13 protein-coding genes are annotated in these 18,074 nt (G+C 43.5%); 7 read left to right on the plus strand and 6 right to left on the minus strand.

The window, feature by feature from the left end:
- Positions 1-8 precede the first annotated feature (8 nt).
- From GK108_RS28775 to GK108_RS28790, 4 genes are all read left to right on the plus strand, one after another.
- A complete protein-coding gene (locus GK108_RS28775; RefSeq protein WP_163955047.1) occupies positions 9-1,247 on the plus strand; it encodes a glycosyltransferase family 4 protein in 1,239 nt (412 codons plus the stop codon).
- The gene (locus tag GK108_RS28780; RefSeq protein WP_163955048.1) at positions 1,244-1,888 is read left to right on the plus strand and encodes an acyltransferase; all 645 of its coding nucleotides are present in this window, start codon (positions 1,244-1,246) and stop codon (positions 1,886-1,888) included. Before GK108_RS28775 ends, GK108_RS28780 begins: the two co-directional genes overlap by 4 nt.
- On the plus strand, positions 1,869-3,077 hold the full coding sequence (locus tag GK108_RS28785; protein ID WP_163955049.1) for a glycosyltransferase: 1,209 nt from the start codon (positions 1,869-1,871) through the stop codon (positions 3,075-3,077). Before GK108_RS28780 ends, GK108_RS28785 begins: the two co-directional genes overlap by 20 nt.
- 100 nt (positions 3,078-3,177) lie before the next feature.
- The gene (locus GK108_RS28790; RefSeq protein WP_163955050.1) at positions 3,178-4,365 is read left to right on the plus strand and encodes a glycosyltransferase family 4 protein; all 1,188 of its coding nucleotides are present in this window, start codon (positions 3,178-3,180) and stop codon (positions 4,363-4,365) included.
- A gap of 91 nt (positions 4,366-4,456) precedes the next feature.
- Here the strand turns inward: GK108_RS28790 and GK108_RS28795 are convergent, their stop codons facing one another.
- Positions 4,457-5,632 (minus strand): endo-1,4-beta-xylanase, encoded by a 1,176-nt coding sequence (locus GK108_RS28795; RefSeq protein ID WP_163955051.1) that lies wholly within the window; start codon positions 5,630-5,632, stop codon positions 4,457-4,459.
- 603 nt (positions 5,633-6,235) lie between these two features.
- On the opposite strand from GK108_RS28795, the gene GK108_RS28800 reads away from it, so the two are divergent.
- Positions 6,236-7,309 (plus strand): NAD-dependent epimerase/dehydratase family protein, encoded by a 1,074-nt coding sequence (locus GK108_RS28800; RefSeq protein ID WP_163955052.1) that lies wholly within the window; start codon positions 6,236-6,238, stop codon positions 7,307-7,309.
- A gap of 50 nt (positions 7,310-7,359) precedes the next feature.
- Here the strand turns inward: GK108_RS28800 and GK108_RS28805 are convergent, their stop codons facing one another.
- The 5 genes from GK108_RS28805 to GK108_RS28825 all read right to left on the minus strand — a co-directional run bounded on the left by GK108_RS28805 (position 7,360) and on the right by GK108_RS28825 (position 15,514).
- Positions 7,360-8,142 (minus strand): WecB/TagA/CpsF family glycosyltransferase, encoded by a 783-nt coding sequence (locus GK108_RS28805; RefSeq protein ID WP_163955053.1) that lies wholly within the window; start codon positions 8,140-8,142, stop codon positions 7,360-7,362.
- A gap of 91 nt (positions 8,143-8,233) precedes the next feature.
- On the minus strand, positions 8,234-9,727 hold the full coding sequence (locus tag GK108_RS28810; RefSeq protein WP_163955054.1) for a capsule assembly Wzi family protein: 1,494 nt from the start codon (positions 9,725-9,727) through the stop codon (positions 8,234-8,236).
- Between the two features lie 189 nt (positions 9,728-9,916).
- Positions 9,917-10,795 (minus strand): DUF4249 domain-containing protein, encoded by an 879-nt coding sequence (locus tag GK108_RS28815; protein WP_163955055.1) that lies wholly within the window; start codon positions 10,793-10,795, stop codon positions 9,917-9,919.
- A 133-nt stretch (positions 10,796-10,928) separates the two neighbouring features.
- A complete protein-coding gene (locus GK108_RS28820) occupies positions 10,929-13,334 on the minus strand; it encodes a TonB-dependent receptor (RefSeq protein WP_163955056.1) in 2,406 nt (801 codons plus the stop codon).
- Positions 13,335-13,891: 557 nt separating this feature from the next.
- Complete coding sequence (locus GK108_RS28825; protein ID WP_163955057.1) at positions 13,892-15,514, minus strand: carboxylesterase/lipase family protein; 1,623 nt, start codon at positions 15,512-15,514, stop codon at positions 13,892-13,894.
- Positions 15,515-15,663: 149 nt separating this feature from the next.
- Between GK108_RS28825 and GK108_RS28830 the strand changes: the two genes are divergently transcribed.
- Complete coding sequence (locus tag GK108_RS28830; RefSeq protein WP_163955058.1) at positions 15,664-16,419, plus strand: NUDIX hydrolase; 756 nt, start codon at positions 15,664-15,666, stop codon at positions 16,417-16,419.
- 131 nt (positions 16,420-16,550) lie between these two features.
- Positions 16,551-18,074, plus strand: a 1,524-nt coding sequence (locus GK108_RS28835) for a TonB-dependent receptor (protein ID WP_212592909.1), incomplete at its 3' end; no start/stop codon positions are given.

Below are 18,074 nucleotides of genomic sequence, written 5' to 3' on the forward strand. Positions count from 1 at the left end.
AACGTATTATGACAACTAGCGCTCAGAGTGTCGTTTCGGTCTTAGATAAGTCGGAAAAACAGGTAGATAAAAAAATGCGTGTCCTTTGGCTCGCCAATTATCCGTTGCTTCAAAATCATAAAGGTCATCCGGCTAGTTGGATGACTTCATTAGCCCAAGTACTGCAACATCATGTTAGTCTAACAATTGTAACCTGGAATTCGTCAATCAACGCAAGTACTCAAATTCAAAAGGATGGTATTAATTATATTTATTTAAAATCTCCCCGAGGCAGTATAGATCTTCTAACAGGTTGTTTATTGAAGATAAACCAATTGAAATCTTATCTTAAACAACACGAACAGGAGTTTGATATTATTCATATACACGGATCCGAGAATCAGTTTCTTGCAGCCTGCGCTTCAATAGACAAACCCAAAGTACTGTCTATACAGGGCATAATATCAGAGTACTATAAAATAATTCCTGAGTTCCTATCTTATCGGCGGTTTTATTGGTTGTTGGCTAGTTACTATGAACGAAGCCACTGTCGACGTTTGCCCAGTTTTATGTGTCGCACCCATTGGGATACAGCCTGGGTCAATCAACTAAACCCCCAAGCTATTGTCCACCAGGTTTGGGAAATGATCAGGCCTGTATTTTTCACCGTCAATAATGATTTTTCCCGCAACGAAAAACTGCTTTATGTAGGAGGTGCGCAACGTATCAAAGGTTTCAATGAACTGTTGTTAACCTTCAACCTAGTAAAAGCACAACACCCAGCCATGAAACTGATTATTCTTGGCGCTAAACCAAGCTCGCTTTCGTCGGTTGAAAAATTCATTCAAAAACAAAATCTGACCAATATTTCACTGGCCGACTTGGAATTCAGAGGGATGGTCAACGGACAAGGCTTGATCGAGGCCTACAATGAGAGTTTTTGTTTAGTCCATCCCTCTTATATTGACAACAGTCCTAACAGCGTATGTGAAGCCCAGGTAGCCGGATTACCTGTTGTAGCCAGTAATGTTGGTGGCGTTTCAAGCCTCATTGAACACAGCCAAACCGGACTTTTAACGACACTCGACCCTTCCGATATAGCCCACCAAATTCTTCGGTTAAAATCGGATACCGATCTGGCCAAAATCATCAGTCATCAAAGTCGATTTGTTGCCAGACAGCGACATAATCCTAACCAAATTAAGCAGGCTGTTCTTAACACGTATCAGTCGGTTTGTAATGTGTATAAATCGGAAGTTTCTGTATGAATCCGCTGAGAATACTTTACAAAATGTGGTGGGTCTACAAAACCAATGTGGCCCCTCGCCTGCATACCCTTTTGGTAAAATTGCTGTTTGCTATGAATGGAGTAAAGTACGGAAAGAACTTTATGTCCAGAGGTATACCCTTGCTCAATGTATCTCTCAGTGGCCAATTTCTGGCTGGCGATAATTTTAAAATCAGCAACGGACCATATTACAGCCCTACGGGACGTAACAGACAGTGCGAGTTTATTGTGGGCGAAAAAGCTTCCCTAATTATTGGTAATTGCGTGGGTATAAGCTCAACTGCCATTACGTGTCATCATCAAATTAATATTGGAGATTACGTAATGCTTGGGGGAAATACAGCCATCTACGATACAAATTTTCACAGCCTGAATGCCGTCGACCGCAAACATTCAAAAGCAGACAGAGATAATACCCGTAAATCTCCGGTAGTCATCGAAGACCATGTTTTTATTGGTGCCCATAGCACAATTTTAAAAGGAGTCACAATTGGTCATCACTCCATTATAGGAGCTTGTTCAGTTGTTACCAAAGATATACCTCCTTATCAAGTTTGGGCCGGTAATCCAGCTCAGTTCATACGTAACATAAACCAAGTATATGAACCAGTTAGTGTGTGATCTTGACGTACAGGTTCGAGGACATAACTTGGGCTATATCCAAACTATTGTCAACTTGCTGAACCAGAGAAATATGGTTACTGACCGTACTCTTATATTTTTGTTCAACAGTCCGGTACGTCAGCAGCTTGCATTAGCATCAGTGCACGCAAACATTTCATTAGTCTTTATCACAGAAGAAGAAAATACTGCACTAGAGCAGTGTAACGGTGTGTTTTCGCGTAGAGAAGCGGAATGGAAGTTAATTAAGCAATATGCTAGACACTATAATATAGATGACGTATTAATTCTTGAGTTAGATCAATATCATATTTCAATTGGTAATCAAAGCACTCCTTTTAGCATTTCGGGAATTTATTTTAGACCTCACTTCAGAATAGAAGCAATTGGTGGAGGTACACGTAATTTTATTAAGTATTGGTTACTACGTCAGAAAAAGCGTTGGCTCGAAATGTATATGTGTCGTAATAAGAGCCTGCGACACATATACATTCTGAATGATCAGCAAACCGTGGATGCGATGAATCATTTATTAAAGCCAGTGTTTCGTTATCTACCAGACCCTATACTAACTTACGAGCCAACGTATACGGATATCCGTAAGTCATATTCTATAGAAGACAATCGTTGTACCTTTCTAATATTTGGTTCTATAGATGAGCGTAAAAACATAGAAAATCTTTTTGCTGCCTTTGCTAAACTTACTCCTGATTTGGCCCAGAAAGCGGCTCTACTAGTAGTTGGCCCAGTCAAAAGACATTACAAATCAATATTAAGCAATGCTTTGCAGCACCTTCGTTTGCATCAGCCCGGTTTACAGATCGTTCATCGCGATGAGTTTATTAGTGATAGTGAGATGGAAACACTATTTAGCGAGTGTAACTTCCCCCTATTAGTTTATCGAGACTTTTTTGGCTCAAGCGGATTATTAGGACAGGCAGCAAAGCATAATAAACCTGTCCTGGTATCCACATATGGCCTTATGCCCGAATTAGTTGAGCGATACAAATTAGGGAATGCCGTTTCACCTAAAGATATAGATGGTATAGCCAGATACCTTACAAAATCAATACAGAATTATAATGACGTAGCGATTGATGGGCAAGCTTTTTATCAGGATCATTCACCCGATAAATTCCTTTCAACTTTACTACAGCTAAAAGATGAAACCAACACCATACATATCTAAAAAGCGCTATTAGTCTATAGATACGATTAGACAGCCAGCGTACGAATAGTTCTAATTTGTGGTATAGTCTTTTACATTCAACAATTTACAACAAACAGATATGAGAATCTTAAGCATCCATAATAAATACCTTATAAAGGGCGGAGAAGATGAATCAAGGCTGGCCGAGGCTCGTATCTTAAGTGATAATGGCCATGATGTCACGTACTATACTGAGAATAATACAAAAACGAATGAGCTTTCTAAATTACAGTTAGCAACAAGAGCCGTCTGGTCGACCGAATCTTATCAGCATGTGAAGAACATTTTAGCGGAGAAGAAACATGATATTGTTCATGTACAAAACTTCTTCCCGCTTATCTCCCCTTCTATCTACTATGCAGCTAAAGCTGCCAATGTCCCAATAGTTCAAGCAGTTCGTAATTACCGGTTTTTGTGCATTAATTCTTATCTTTTTCGAGACGGACACATTTGCGAAACATGTGTCAGTAACAAATATTCCCTATCTGGTATTATCCATAAATGCTATAGAGACAGCTTGGGAGCTAGCATGGTATCCGCTTCTACACGTATCGTTCATGGCTTATTAAATACATGGCGGCACGTGGATATGTTTGTTTGCCTATCAGAATTCATGAAAACAAAGCTTTTGGAAGGAGGTTTTCCGGCCAATAAGATTTACGTAAAGCCGAACTTCGTGTATCCAGACCCAGGTATAGCGCCCCAAAAAGAAAATTACATTCTATATGTAGGCCGACTTCAACCAGAAAAGGGTATTCAAGTTTTACTAAAAGCAATGGATTTACTGGCCAATCCGGCTATAAAGCTCAAAATTGTGGGCGAAGGGCCACAACTCCCACTGGTAGAAGAATACACCAGAAAATACAGCCAAATTGAGTACGTAGGTAAAAAATCAGTTACTGATACATATGACCTGATTGGGGGGGCCGCTGCCCTTATTGTTCCTTCAGCTTGGCATGAACCTTTTGGCCGAGTTGTAGTAGAAGCTTATGCAAAAGGCACTCCAGTTATCGGCGCACGCATAGGTGGAATTTCGGAATTGATACAAAATGAACAAACAGGGCTATTGTTCGAAGCGGGCAACGCTGCTGAATTAGCAGCTAAAATCGATTGGATTTATTCTGAACCAAATAGAGCTAAAGCCCTAGGCCTAGAAGGAAGAAGGGAGTTTGACCGTAAGTATACAGCGGAAATGAACTACGACGTACTAATGGATATTTATCAGAAAGTTGGTAAAAAGACGGCATTGTTATCACCATCTTACTAATCATCTACATGTCTATCTTTTTGTCTGACTCTAATCAAAAGCAGTTAGCCCAGCTATTTTAGCTGGGCTAACTGCTTTTGATTAGAGTCTATTATCGAAGGCCCTGCAAAAAGCCATAATAAGCAGGTTTTTTATTGTAAGATGTATTAAATAAACAAGGAGCATCGTGTTCCTTTTTCGAATTAACTATCCAGCTATCAGCGTCCCCTAGATCCCATACTGTTATACCATACTGCTGCTGACGCGGTACTAATTCTTTATAGGCTTGAGCAACTGTCCGGAATTTAGCGGCTTGCGCATCTAGCAACTGATTTGTAAAAATAAGATTAGGATTCTCATCTAGATTGATCTGAATATCAAGTTCTGAAATGTGAATTAAAAGACCGGTGGAGGCTAGGCGCTGCAACGAACTTCTTATACCAGCATCAGGGGTATTCACTTTCATATGCATCTGAGTGCCTATACCATGAATAGGTGTACCTGTACGCTTAAATTCATTGACTAACCGGATAACCCCTTCAACTTTCGCAGGTGCAATCTCAAAGTTGTAGTCGTTATAAAACAATAGGGCATTAGGGTCTGCTTCATGAGCCCACTGGAAACAACGTTTTAGAAACTCGATGTAGCTAGCATCGCTGTTATAGCGCTTACGAAAGACACGCATAAACATTGTTCCATCTTTATCATTAATCAATTCGTTAACTACATCCCAGCTTTTGATTTTCCCCTTGTATCTACCAACCATCGTCTGAATATGAGTTTTAACAACTTGCTCGAACTCATTATTGGGCCCTTTAAAATTCAGTATCCAATCTGGAGCTGCACCTTGATATACTAAACAGTGCCCATGTAATCTGATCGCATGCGTTTCAGCCCATTTAACCCAATAATCCATCTCCGAAAAATTGAAATTACCAGGAGACACCTGCCGATTCATGTAAGCATGAACAGTCTTTGCATTAAAGTTATCTACAAATACCTGATATCCTTTCGCTGTCTTTTTTTCTAGCCAAGAGCCGGGAGCCGCTCCTACAGGAAAAGAAGCGGCTGCTTTTAAGCTAGTGCTACTATCAATAACAATATTAGAAGTCTGATTCGAAGCAATAATATCAATACTAGCTAAACCAGCCCTTGAGCTCTCCGGTGTAATCATATCTTGTTGAGGATTACAGGCTGTTAATACACTAAATACAACAAATGAAATCACAAGTAATGTACCGTTAAATGTTAATTTAAAACTCTTGTAAGCGGCTGATTGCTGTAGCATTTTAGTACTATTTGGCGATTTCCCTTTGATTCGATGATCAAATTTCGCCTGCTACGCCCCCTTGAACCGGTTCTTTTCGATGAATGACCGGAATCAAAGCTTTTCCTGAAAACAATCAGCTTTTTTCAGTTTTTAGCTGCTTATAACAGCTTATAAGCACTATCTCTTAGCTGAGTATTAGCGCACGTTAATACCTTCGCTCTAAAAGCAGCTTACTTGTAGTCACTTTATACTTTATCCATACAATGCGATTTTTTGTATTTACTTAAGTTGTTTCTTATTGATGTTTTGGTACCCAAACAATCAACATTCATTAAACATCTTTCCTGCCAACTTCCTACATATATTTCATTTTAGATCTAACGCAAACGACTCTTTACAAGCATCAAAATCACATTAATTTTTCGCATCTATAAAAAAATGGCATCTACACTTTAAAAAGTATTAAATTTTATATTTAACAAACTTTTAGTTTACATTTTTTTATTATCATAAATAATTAGTATTATTTTTAAAAAAATGTTGCATTTATTAATTAAACATAATTCATAAGCCTGCATCACATCAAAGTAATTTCATATTTAGACTTAAACACTTCTTATTATGCGTATTGCTCTAATAACTGGTTCGGCTGGTTTAATCGGCAGTGAATCCGTTTCTTTCTTAGCCAATAAGTTTGATTTGATTGTTGGTATAGACAACAATATGCGTCAATACTTTTTTGGTACTGATGCTTCAACCGAATGGAATCGAAATCGGCTACTGGATTCATACACTAACTATACTCATCGCCCAGCCGACATTCGTGAAACCAGCCAACTCGAACCTATTTTTCAGGAGTTTGGAACTGACATCAAGCTCATAGTACATACAGCAGCTCAGCCCAGCCACGATTGGGCAGCCCGTGAACCATTTACGGATTTTACAGTAAATGCCAATGGCACATTAAACATGCTGGAAATGACTCGCCAGCATTGCCCAGAAGCGGTCTTTATCTTTACCTCCACCAATAAGGTGTACGGCGATAATCCCAATTTCTTACCCCTGATTGAAACAGAAACACGCTGGGAAATAGACGAGTCCCACCCTTATTTCCAAAACGGTATTGATGAGTTTATGAGCCTGGATCATACCAAACACTCTTTATTTGGAGCATCCAAAGTAGCAGCGGATATTCTTGTCCAAGAGTATGGCCGCTATTTTGGCATGAAAACAGGTGTATTTAGAGGAGGGTGCTTAACGGGACCTAATCACTCTGGTGCCCAGCTTCATGGCTTTTTATCATATTTAATGAAATGTGCTATCACTGGTACTCAGTATACAGTATTCGGGTACAAGGGCAAACAAGTACGTGATAACATTCATAGCTGGGACTTAGTAAATATGTTCTGGCATTTTTATCAAAACCCACGGGCAGGAGAAGTATATAATGCAGGAGGAGGCCGCCACGCTAACTGCTCCATGCTGGAAGCGATTAGTTTATGTGAAGAAATTTCGGGAAATAAAATGAATTATACGTACTCTGAAACAAACCGAATTGGCGACCATATTTGGTATATTTCCAATTTGAACAAATTTAAAGAGCATTATCCCGACTGGAACTGGCATTATGACCTAAAACAGACAATGCTACAGATACATGACAGTATGGCTGCCCGATTAGGACAACTTGTATAACAACCCTTCCTGGGAAAGAGACACTTCTTTCCCAGGAAGAATCATAATATCTACTCCTGCGTACTAACTTTTGAAAAATGCTGACTCACCATTAATCGTAATACGTAGTAGATATACAAAGAATTTGTAATAGCGTATCGTTTAAACAATCGACGCGGTTCCTGCGATAAACGGAATAGCCATTCTAATCCAGCCTGCTGCATCCAACCGGGCGGTCGTTTAATATTTCCAACAAAGTAGTCGAAAGCGGCCCCTACAGCCATCATGGGGGCATTTATTTTCCCTAAATGCTGCGACACCCAGATCTCTTGCCTTGGGCACCCTCTCCCAACTAGTACAATATTGGCGCCAGAACGATTTATCTTTTCAATATCTGCAGCATCTTCTTCTTGAGTAGCATCCCGAAAACGATCAACATGTATCCCACAAATAGTAACTCCGGGGAACGTTCGTGGAATATATTCTCTGAGCTTTTCTAACGTCTCGGCTGTACTGCCGTATAAATATACCTTTAATTGTTTGTTACCTGCTGCTTTCAAGACGTACCTAGTCAAGTCTGGCCCATAAACCCGATCTTTAAGCCCTGCTTTATTAAATGCATTTAAAGCCCACTGGACAGGTTTACCATCCGGAACTACCATATCGATACGCGACACATAGTTACCTATAGTTTTATTTCGATTGGATTCCATTAATCCGTGTACGGCCAATGCAGACACGCCAAAACTTAGTTTATTTTCTGCATTTTGTATAATGATCTGAGTAGCTGATTCATAATCAACTGAAGCATAAGAAACGCCAAATAAAAATGTTTTTGAGAACTGAGCTACCATAATAGTATACTTATAGTGGAGAGTTTATGTTCCTAATAGTTGTTCACATAATAACTGGTTAGCTAATTGAGATAGCTTTACTATCGTTGGCTTATTTTATTGTTTTCCAGACCTTTCGAAGACTAATCCAGCCCCCTACCGCATTATCGTATAATTGTCCGTGATCAAGTGCAATAGCCGTTCTGAGTTCGGCCCCACCCAACAACTGTAAGGGCCATGTCAGCCACACAACTCCTGAAAATTGAGGCCTTGGCTGAACAAATGGATACCGATACGTACCATAGTTCTGACTGATCGACAGCTTACTCTGCCATTGTACCTCCTGAGATATGTTTCCTGCAAGTCCCAAATGCGCCATTTGGACACGATTGTTGGTGATAGCCCATATCCGTTTTTCAGGCTGCTCATTCCGTAGTTCAGCTCTTACATCATCCCGACGAGAAAGAAATGGCGTACCAATTACATATCGGCCTTGCTGCCACCCATCAACATATTGATAATTATTAAAGTAATCATCTTGTCCGTCATATCGAGAGTTGTTAGCGATTGAACCACTCTGGCTCATTGTATTAAAATATTCCAAGAGAATATGCTTTAATTGGAAACCATCCTTTCTGGTACTTCTATTCACTAATCGAATACCATAAAGTCCATCTGGAAGATTGATAAAAGCAACACCTGACTTATCCTCGAATGGATGCTGATAATAACCCATAGCCTGCCACCGCCCCAAATTAATATCAACACTAAAATCAATAGAGCCCAGATGGTTACCAACGCGATTGATTCTGTCAAACTTGGTCAGACTAGGCGAATCGGATTCATTGCCCTCACGGGCAGTAAGGACATATAAAAAATCGTTAAAGGTATCAGGTAGCCTACCATCTTTGGTCATACCAGGAGCCAAAACGTCTGACCGTCCCCCCCACTGAGCATTATGTAGTACACCCGCAGTTAAACGTACACGTGAGTTAGGGCGGCCTAAACGAACATACAATGCTTTCTGATGGAGAAATGAACCTCTAACACTATCAGAATTGGCAATCCAGCCATGGGCAAAAAAAGCATGGACCGATATTAAGCCATTAGTAAAGCCTAAAGGAGTGAAGCCGTTTGTCCCAATCTGAAGCTTAGTGATCGGTAATGCATTTCCCGACCAGGAATAAAATCCCGAGGTTAGCGTCGAATCACCTAGACCAATAATTTCTTTTTTCCGCCCTCCCCAAAGACTGAAATGACCCAAGTCAAGGGATAAATAGGCCTCTGGAAAAAGTATAGCTGATGTCCTAGCCGCATTGCCAGCCACCTGCAAACCATAACTTATATGGCGATTAGGATAAACTTTGCTTAAGGAAAACTGCTCTTGTATGCCCAGACGTAACGTTCCGGCCGGGCTACTCCTGGGAACTAATGCAAACTGGTTAGCCTGCAACCAGAATGGGGTTCTATAGCCTGACGACATTAACCCTCCAACTTCAATCTCTATATCCCTAAAATGTTCCGGCAGAACAGAAAGAGAATCATTTTGTCCTCTAGCAACAGAATAGATTGCCAGCCAGAGAACAACAGACAGTACTAGCTTCATAATTACAGAGGCTACAGTAACTAGCTTATTATCCCAACGGGATAAAACCTCTGCAATATAAATAGTATTTGTTTACTATTTTAGTATATAATAAACTTATTATTACCCATCAGCACAGAAAAAACACCTAGAAAGGAATAGTACAAACCTTTCTTTATTCGCGAATACATGCAAACAGAAAAGCAAAAGTCAATTCAATACTACGGTCTTGGTTGATTGATTATAGCTCCCGAAACACCCCAGCCCACCCTGAATATTTGTGGGGATGATTACCGCTTCGGCAAAAGGATTACCAGCAGCTTTTAACTGAGCATCAAGGGCAAGATGGTATCGATAATAAGCCGCATCGGTCTGTAATAAAGATAAATTAATCAAAATTGAACGGTATTTCTTTCTAATTGTCCCATCACAAATAGAAGCTGATACATTCAGACTATTGTCATTACTTAAAGCGGACAGCAGTCCGAATGTGTTGTCTGACATGGTAAATAGGATTGTTTCCGGTTCACCATAGGATGCATTGACCGGTGCGTTCTGACCAATGTTACGTATCGATCCTTTTACGCGATAGTACGTATGAGAGTGATTTTGCCAGCTTGCCAGAACTCGATAGCTCTTCACTGAACCGATCATTGACGAATCAATTTTTACGGCTTCGAGCGGTACGTTAGCAGGCACAGTGGTGGTCGCCGTTACACGGATACCGTCGGGAGCTTGAACGGTCAGAGAATAAGCGACGCCCACCTTAATTGGCAAAAACTCTCTTTTGGCGGTATATAATCCTAATTTACTATTGTAAAGAAACTTTACCGTGCTTTTGCCATCAGTGAGCGTAACAATGGCATCAGTAACTTCCACCTTCTGAGTAGCCTTATCATCCAGAATTGGTCGCGACCGGCTGACTTTAGCTGTTAACACCGAGTCTTGTGGCGAAATAAAACAGTCGACGACCAGTTTACTGGATTCGCCAGCAAGCTCGCCTGGGACTACCTCTTCTCGCATTGCACCACAGCCCGATAGACCAATCAACAGAAAGAGCCATCGCCATTGCTTACAGGCAGAAATCATAGTAAAGGAACGTTACGGTGTTTTATTTAATCAGTACTGGTGGGTTTATGGTCTATCGTTTATGGTTCGTGGATGATTGACTTTTTTTCAGTACGATGAACCATAAACCTCAAACCATAAACCAATTCCCCCCTTAGAACCTGACAGTATAGCTTACTGAGGGCACAACGGGAAATAGAGAATATTTATATAAAACCGTCTTCGACGGCAATCCCTGCCCCTGCTCTTTTCCTTCCAGCGAGTACAGAAAGGCGTTACGTCGATTGTACACATTGTATACGCTTACCTCCCAGACGCGTTCGTAACTACGTCGCTTTCTGGTAAATCGTAGGCTTACGTCCAGCCGATGGTAAGCCTCAGCCCGAAAACTGTTACGTTCGCCATATTCCTTTACGTTGACAGCTGAACCATATACCGCACTCGATGTAAGGGGCCCCGCTACGTTCTTCTGATCAGAATAACCCGAGTAACGCGATAAAGGAAGAGTGAGCGCATTGCCTGTACCATACACCCAGGCTCCCGACAACGAGATAGAAGGCGATAGTTCATATATGCCCACAACAGAAGCATCGTGCCGACGATCATAGCGCGGAAAAAAAGGCTTGCCTCCGTTCAGGGCATCGAACTGCCACCTGGTCCAGGACAAGGTGTAGCCCAGCCAGCCCGAAAACCGTCCTGCTTGCTTCTGCAACAGAAATTCCGTGCCATACGATGCCCCCTGACCACTGGTTACGTTATCGATCCACTTCGCCGAACTGATTCCGCCCTGTGCATTAGTCGACATAAAGCTGGCCCCCTCACGATAGCTTAGTAGATTGTCCATGCGTTTGTAGTAGCCCTCCAGGGTCAGGGTTAATCCTGTTTTAGCCCACTCGTTAACAAAGCCTAAAGCAACCTGCTGCGAGGTCTGTGGTCGAATCCGATCAACGGTTGGTACCCACAAATCGGTGGAGAGCCCGATACCAGTGCTCGACAGCAAATGAACGTACTGATTCATTAAGGCATACGATCCTTTGACTGACAGGCTGGGCGTTACCCGATACGCCATCGATAACCGGGGCTCCGGTCGAACATAAGCAGACGCGGCTGAATCACGTCCCGTTCCCTTCCCCAAAACGGTGTATGCACTCAGTCGAAGGCCGCTATTGATACGCCAACGGCTACCGGGGCTCCACGAATGTTCGATGTAAGCCCCCCCTTCCAACGTATTGACGGACTCATCGTTCGTGGTGGGCGTTACGTCTGCATTTCCCTCGGCAACATGGGCCTGCGGTGTAAACTGGTGATACGTTACTTGCCCACCATACCGAAGCTGATGCCGATCGTTTACGTACCGACTGATATCATACTTACCGCTCAGATCGCTGATGACTGATTGATAGAAAAGGTTGTACGTATTAGTTACATTATTTTCTATAATCGTCTGTTGATCCTGCATATTCATAGCGTACTGGCTATAGAACAGAGTAGCCTCAGACGTAGCACCTGTTGCACCACGATGGCTCCAGCGAATACTCCCCGCCCCATTACCCCATTGCAGGGCGGATCGTAACGGCCCTTTTTCAGTACGAATGTTGTTGAATTTGTCCTTACTGGCATAGCCACTGACATAAACCTTGTCGGTCTCGCTGATACGTATGGTTAGTTTGGCATTCAGATCGTGGAAAAAAGTCTTTAGAACGGGCTGGTCGGCCATATTTGTCCCCAACAAACCCGTTATAATATCCAGGTAGGTCCGTCGACCAGCGATCACAAAAGAAACGTTTGGGCTCAATGGCCCGCTTAGGGTTAATCGCGAGGCCACCACGCCTGCCGACGCTTCACCCCGTAATCGATCAGTACTTCCATCTTTAGTAGTCAGCTCAATGACGGACGACAAACGACCGCCAAAGCGCGCCGGAAATCCACCTTTCGTTAGATCGACACGGTTGAGTACATCGCCATTAAACGCGGAAAAGAATCCCAGTAAATGATTCGGATTATAGATGGGCGTGTTATCCAGCAAAATCAGGTTCTGGTCGGGCGCTCCACCCCGAACATAAATCCCAGCGCTTCCTTCTGCCCCCTTCTGAACGCCCGGCAGCAGTTGAAGAACTTTCAGGGCATCTTTCTCCCCCAGCAAAACGGGAATTTTATTGAGTTTATCCATCGACAGGCTCAACGCGCTCATTTGTGCATTGTCAATGCCTGACGAATTTTTCACCACTTTGATGGTTTGTTCAGTAAGCGTTTGCCCGGCGGATAAATACACAGCCAGTACGCCTTTCTGATCTGGCGTTATGATCTCACTAACTGGTCGGAAACCAACAAAAGAGAAGGTAAGCGATATGGTCGCTTCGATAGGTATCGATAACGAAAAATACCCTTTGCTATCGGAAATAGTACCCTTTCTGCCAGAAGTCTCATATATGTTCACCCCCGCTATGGGTAACTGGGTAGAACGGTCATATACATACCCAGACAATTGCCTGTGCGTTGGTAGCGCACATACGTAACAACAACGTAGCAGTAAATAAGTCAATACAAGTATACGTAGCACAAGAAACGGATAGGTAAAGACGCATAAGTAGTATAAGTATTTTTACGCTACCACTTATATCATCTTTGACGATACTATTCGTAAATTGTCACACACATACTATTTTCTTAATCAACCATTTATATACACATTTTCTCGAAAAATTTCGTCTTGCCACAGTAGTGATATCTCCAAAAAGAATAGTACATACACTTATCTGAAAAAGCAGTTTCTAATTTCAAAAAAAGGTATATAAATTTATTTTTTATCGGTAGCTAATTGGAAAGAAATTTTAATCTCGTACCGTCGGAAAGCTGTCTGCATTACTGTCAGTTTATACCAATCAGCCAGCATTGGCAACAACGTAACAAGACCTTCCAGCCCTATACATACAAAGCCAGCAGCGTCTAAAAACAGCTGCTGGCTTTGTGATTTACCTGGAGTTAACTACTAAGCATTTTTTGCCATGCTGACGAAGGAAGCATCTTCGGATGACCTATTCTATTATCTAGCTACCAAAGATGCATCCTTCGTCAGCATAACAAAAACACCAGCCTACTCTAAACTAGTTGTGAATATTACTTAACGAACGAATCAAGAACAAGATATCTGTCTTTATGGGTCTCCGCCATTGATTTAGTGTCTACATCAATATGCATCACCTGAACCGTTTCGCCATTTTTCAGGGGAGTCCATTTCGGTAGTCCAGCTCCGTTTGGGTTACCCGTTTTTATAAAATTGGCAAAGTAGTTCTGCATCGTTTCCGACACTCTGTAGTCCTCTGGCGTCCAGGCATACACTTTGTTCGTCGACAGATTACCCATTGCATACTCAATCTCGGCTGAGTGGACGGCACCCTGCGCTTGTGGTGCTTTGGGAGCAGCCCCATTGCCACCTTTCACCACGCCACCCGCCAAACCTGGCGTTGCATTTCCCATTTCAGGCGTCATGGCTGGACGCGGGCGGGCGTAGAAGTAGCGATAGACCGGCTTACCACCCGTTTTGCTTTGTATATCAGCCCATTTCCAGGTACTGTAGCCAATAAAACGATCACCCGCTAAGGCTGTAGCCGCCTGGACGACCTCCTCGTCTGTATTGGCAGCATATGCCTTTAGTACGGCATCGGCCCGCTCAGGATAGAGTTTCTGTACGACTTTCGTGTAGTTTTCTACCGTCGGTTTTTCCTGGCCGAATATGGCCCGATAGTTCATTTCTTCAGAATTCCAGCCAGCCAATAAGGGTACGTGAGCCTGCTCACCAGCTGCGAACAAGGCAGCCGGTTGTTTAGGAAAAAAGTAGCCATCGACCGTAGCTGCAAAACGCCCGAAGGCAACTTTGGCCGTTTCTTCCAGTAATTTCTCCGCAGATATGGCCCGCATGTCGGCGATCGTTTTTACACCTACCATAGTCGCGAACTCAACCCCGTTTTTCTCCCCATCAGTCAGCGTAATCGGAGGCAACGTTCCTAACAGAGAACCACTCTCGCCAATAGCCCCGGCAATGAGTCCTTTCGACAGCGGTGAAACCATTTGAGCACAAACAGAAACCGACCCGGCCGATTCCCCGGCAATGGTTACTCGCTTAGGATCGCCACCAAACGCTTCGATATTCTGCTGTACCCAACGTAGTGCGGCATTCTGATCCAGATACCCGTAGTTGCCCGACGAATGATTAGGGGATTCTTTACTTAACTCAGGATGGGCAAAAAACCCAAATAAGCCTAGTCGATAGTTCACCGTCAGCGCAACAATTCCTTTACGCGCCATACTTTCGCCATCGTAACGCGGCTCCGACCCATCGCCTGCCACAAACCCTCCTCCGTAGAAATACACCAGCACAGGCAGTTTTTCTTGCGATGACTTGGCAGGAGTCCAGACGTTCAGATATAAACAGTCTTCATTCATACCATCCGACCGAAAACCCATATCGCCAAACAGCGCCCGCTGCATAGCACGAGGACCAAATTTCTGCGTTTGCTTAACGCCAGACCAGTTTTTTACAGGTTGGGGTTCTTTCCAACGCAGATCACCTACGGGCGGCTGCGCAAACGGAATGCCTTTGAAGGAACGAATGCCACTGGCTTCAATAGTCCCTTCTACCAGACCATTGGCCGTTTTGACCTGGGGAGCCTGTTTGCTTGTCTGCGCCAGAGCGGGCAAACCTAACTGAGCGGCAAGCATCAGCATTAAATGATATTTCATAGGATAAAGGAATAAAAGTTCTTCTGTTTATGGACGAGTAAAAGCGTACATATAGTTGCATTTATCTATATTGTAGCACTTTGCGACAATAATAACAGCTAACCCTGACATCGCCAAATTTTCCTGCTTTTACCGTAACGAATAGCCAGATGGATAAACCCCTCAGTACCGAAGAGATAAGACCCGATGGACAAGGTTTCTTGCCTGGACTGGCCATTGATTGCGTTATTTTTGGTTTTCACGACAACCAGCTTAAGATTTTACTGCTGGAATACCGACATACGGATTTGTTTGCGTTACCCGGCGGCTTTATACGATCTGGTGAAAATCTAAACGACGCAGCTAAACGGACGCTGAATGACCGGACCAGTCTGCGGGACATCTATCTGGATCAGTTTTACGTGTTTGGCGATATGAGCCGATATGATCCTAACCCGCTACGTACTATCCTGCTCAAAAGAGGCCTGGACCCAGTTAACGATCACTGGCTACTACAGCGATTCGTTACGGTTGGTTTTTATGCCCTGGTTGATTTTACCAAAGCGATCCCCATTCCTGACCTTTTATCTGACAATTGCCAATGGCACGATCTGGCTACGTTACCTCCCCTTATGCTCGATCACAATCTGATTGTTGCCAAGGCCCTCGATACGCTCCGGGCCGATCTGGACCGTAAGCTGATCGTTTTTAATTTATTACCCGAAACCTTCACCATGAACGACCTGCAAAGTCTGTACGAAACCATTCTCGGACAACCCCTCCACCGGTCCAGTTTCCAGCGAAAAATGCTTGGCTTAGGTATTCTGGAGCGCCTGAAAAAACAATATAGCGGGGGCGCTCACAAAGCTCCTTACCTATATCGCTTTGTGCATAACGCTCCAAAAACGCAGGATTCATTACTATAAACAGGAATTATTGCACTTTCCATACCAGAATTCTCGCATTCAATAATCATCATAAATTGATAATAACCCCGTAACATCTTAGTAAAACGCAACACCTCTCTTTGCAGCAGAAAATTTCACAATGCTGTTGCATGAAAAAACACGTACTAGTTACCATTGCGCTGTTGTTACTAAGCTATTGCACCGCTGACAATACAATAGCCCAAACGACACAGGCATCGATTTCGGGAGTCATTACCGAAAAACAGAATTCACCATTACCCGGTGCTACGGTTCGGGTTCGTAACGAATCGACGGGTTTCTCGACCGGAACCGTCACCAACGTCAAAGGCGAATACCTCTTCAAAGAAATTCCGCTGGGTGGCCCCTACACGGTTACCATTACAGCCGTCGGGCTAGGCGAACAGCGCCGGACGGGCTATATGGTCAATCAGGGTGATGATATTAAAATCAACCTGGCACTACAGGAAACCAGTCAGGACCTGGAAGTGATACAGGTAGTGGCATCAGGGTTAAAAAACAAAACCGACAACCTGGGTGCCGCTACGGCGATCAACGCCAAAACGCTGATTTCTATGCCGGTCAACGGTCGGAACTTTACGCAACTCGTTAATCTGTCGCCCCTCACCAACAACAGCGGAAGCCTTTCCGGTCAGCTTGGCTCTTCGACCAACTACACCATTGATGGGATGAACGCCAAAAACCCCACCTCGGCCGGATCGACCACGAGCCGAAGCGGAGCACCGTACTCGATTTCCATTGAAGCGGTTCGGGAATTTAAGGTAATTACCAACCAGTACGACGTAGTATACGGCCGGGCTGGGGGTGGTCTGGTGAGTGCCGTAACAAAAGCCGGTACGAACAAACTAACCGGTAGCGTTTTCAATTACACCCGCGCCAACTGGCTGTCGAGTCAATACGACATCCGGGGCAACCAGCGTAACGTACCGTTCTCGACGAATCAGTTCGGCTTTTCGCTAGGTGGCCCGATTATTAAAGACAAGCTCCATTACTTTGTAGTATGGGACCATCAACAGGATTCGCGCCCGCTGATTATCGCCGACGTACAGACACCGCTCGATGAGCGCCGGTTTAACGTGACCAATGCAACACTGAATCGGTTTGTCGACATTGCCCGCAGTAAATACGGAGTAGCCAACACCCAGCAATTCGGTACATTCCCCAAGAATCGGGGTACTGATGCCGGCTTCGCCCGTATCGACTGGCAGATTAACCCCAATAACCTGTTGACCATCCGCGACAACTATACCAACGATCGTAACAAGCTGGGCCTGGCCGATAATACAGCCATTAACATCTACGAATCGTACGGTAACGACTACAACGTTGACAACAGTCTGCTGGCTACTCTTCGCACAACATTTTCGCCCAAAATCACGAACGAGCTGAAGCTCCAGCACCTGTTTACGTACCAGAAGAGTAGCCCTGGCGATCAGTTGCCAGCGGCCAATATTCCCCGTAACATCGTAGAAACAGTTCGTTCGACTATTGAAGGCGGAACCCTATCGACCAACATTCAGATGGGGGGCCACCGCTTCGCACAGGAAGGTTTTACCAATAACGTACTACAATTGGTCGATAACTTCTATTACAACACCGACAAAATACAATATACGTTCGGTGTCGACCTGATG

The sequence above is a fragment of the Spirosoma terrae genome, from assembly GCF_010435915.1.
Classification (GTDB): domain Bacteria; phylum Bacteroidota; class Bacteroidia; order Cytophagales; family Spirosomataceae; genus Spirosoma; species Spirosoma terrae.

Bases quoted from the DNA above. Each gene is read 5' to 3' on its own strand.
- GK108_RS28775 (WP_163955047.1), top strand. From the start codon at position 9: ATGACAACTAGCGCTCAGAGTGTCGTTTCGGTCTTAGATAAGTCGGAA.
- GK108_RS28780 (WP_163955048.1), top strand. From the start codon at position 1,244: ATGAATCCGCTGAGAATACTTTACAAAATGTGGTGGGTCTACAAAACC.
- GK108_RS28785 (WP_163955049.1), top strand. From the start codon at position 1,869: ATGAACCAGTTAGTGTGTGATCTTGACGTACAGGTTCGAGGACATAAC.
- GK108_RS28790 (WP_163955050.1), top strand. From the start codon at position 3,178: ATGAGAATCTTAAGCATCCATAATAAATACCTTATAAAGGGCGGAGAA.
- GK108_RS28795 (WP_163955051.1), bottom strand. From the start codon at position 5,632: ATGCTACAGCAATCAGCCGCTTACAAGAGTTTTAAATTAACATTTAAC.
- GK108_RS28800 (WP_163955052.1), top strand. From the start codon at position 6,236: ATGCGTATTGCTCTAATAACTGGTTCGGCTGGTTTAATCGGCAGTGAA.
- GK108_RS28805 (WP_163955053.1), bottom strand. From the start codon at position 8,142: ATGGTAGCTCAGTTCTCAAAAACATTTTTATTTGGCGTTTCTTATGCT.
- GK108_RS28810 (WP_163955054.1), bottom strand. From the start codon at position 9,727: ATGAAGCTAGTACTGTCTGTTGTTCTCTGGCTGGCAATCTATTCTGTT.
- GK108_RS28815 (WP_163955055.1), bottom strand. From the start codon at position 10,795: ATGATTTCTGCCTGTAAGCAATGGCGATGGCTCTTTCTGTTGATTGGT.
- GK108_RS28825 (WP_163955057.1), bottom strand. From the start codon at position 15,514: ATGAAATATCATTTAATGCTGATGCTTGCCGCTCAGTTAGGTTTGCCC.
- GK108_RS28830 (WP_163955058.1), top strand. From the start codon at position 15,664: ATGGATAAACCCCTCAGTACCGAAGAGATAAGACCCGATGGACAAGGT.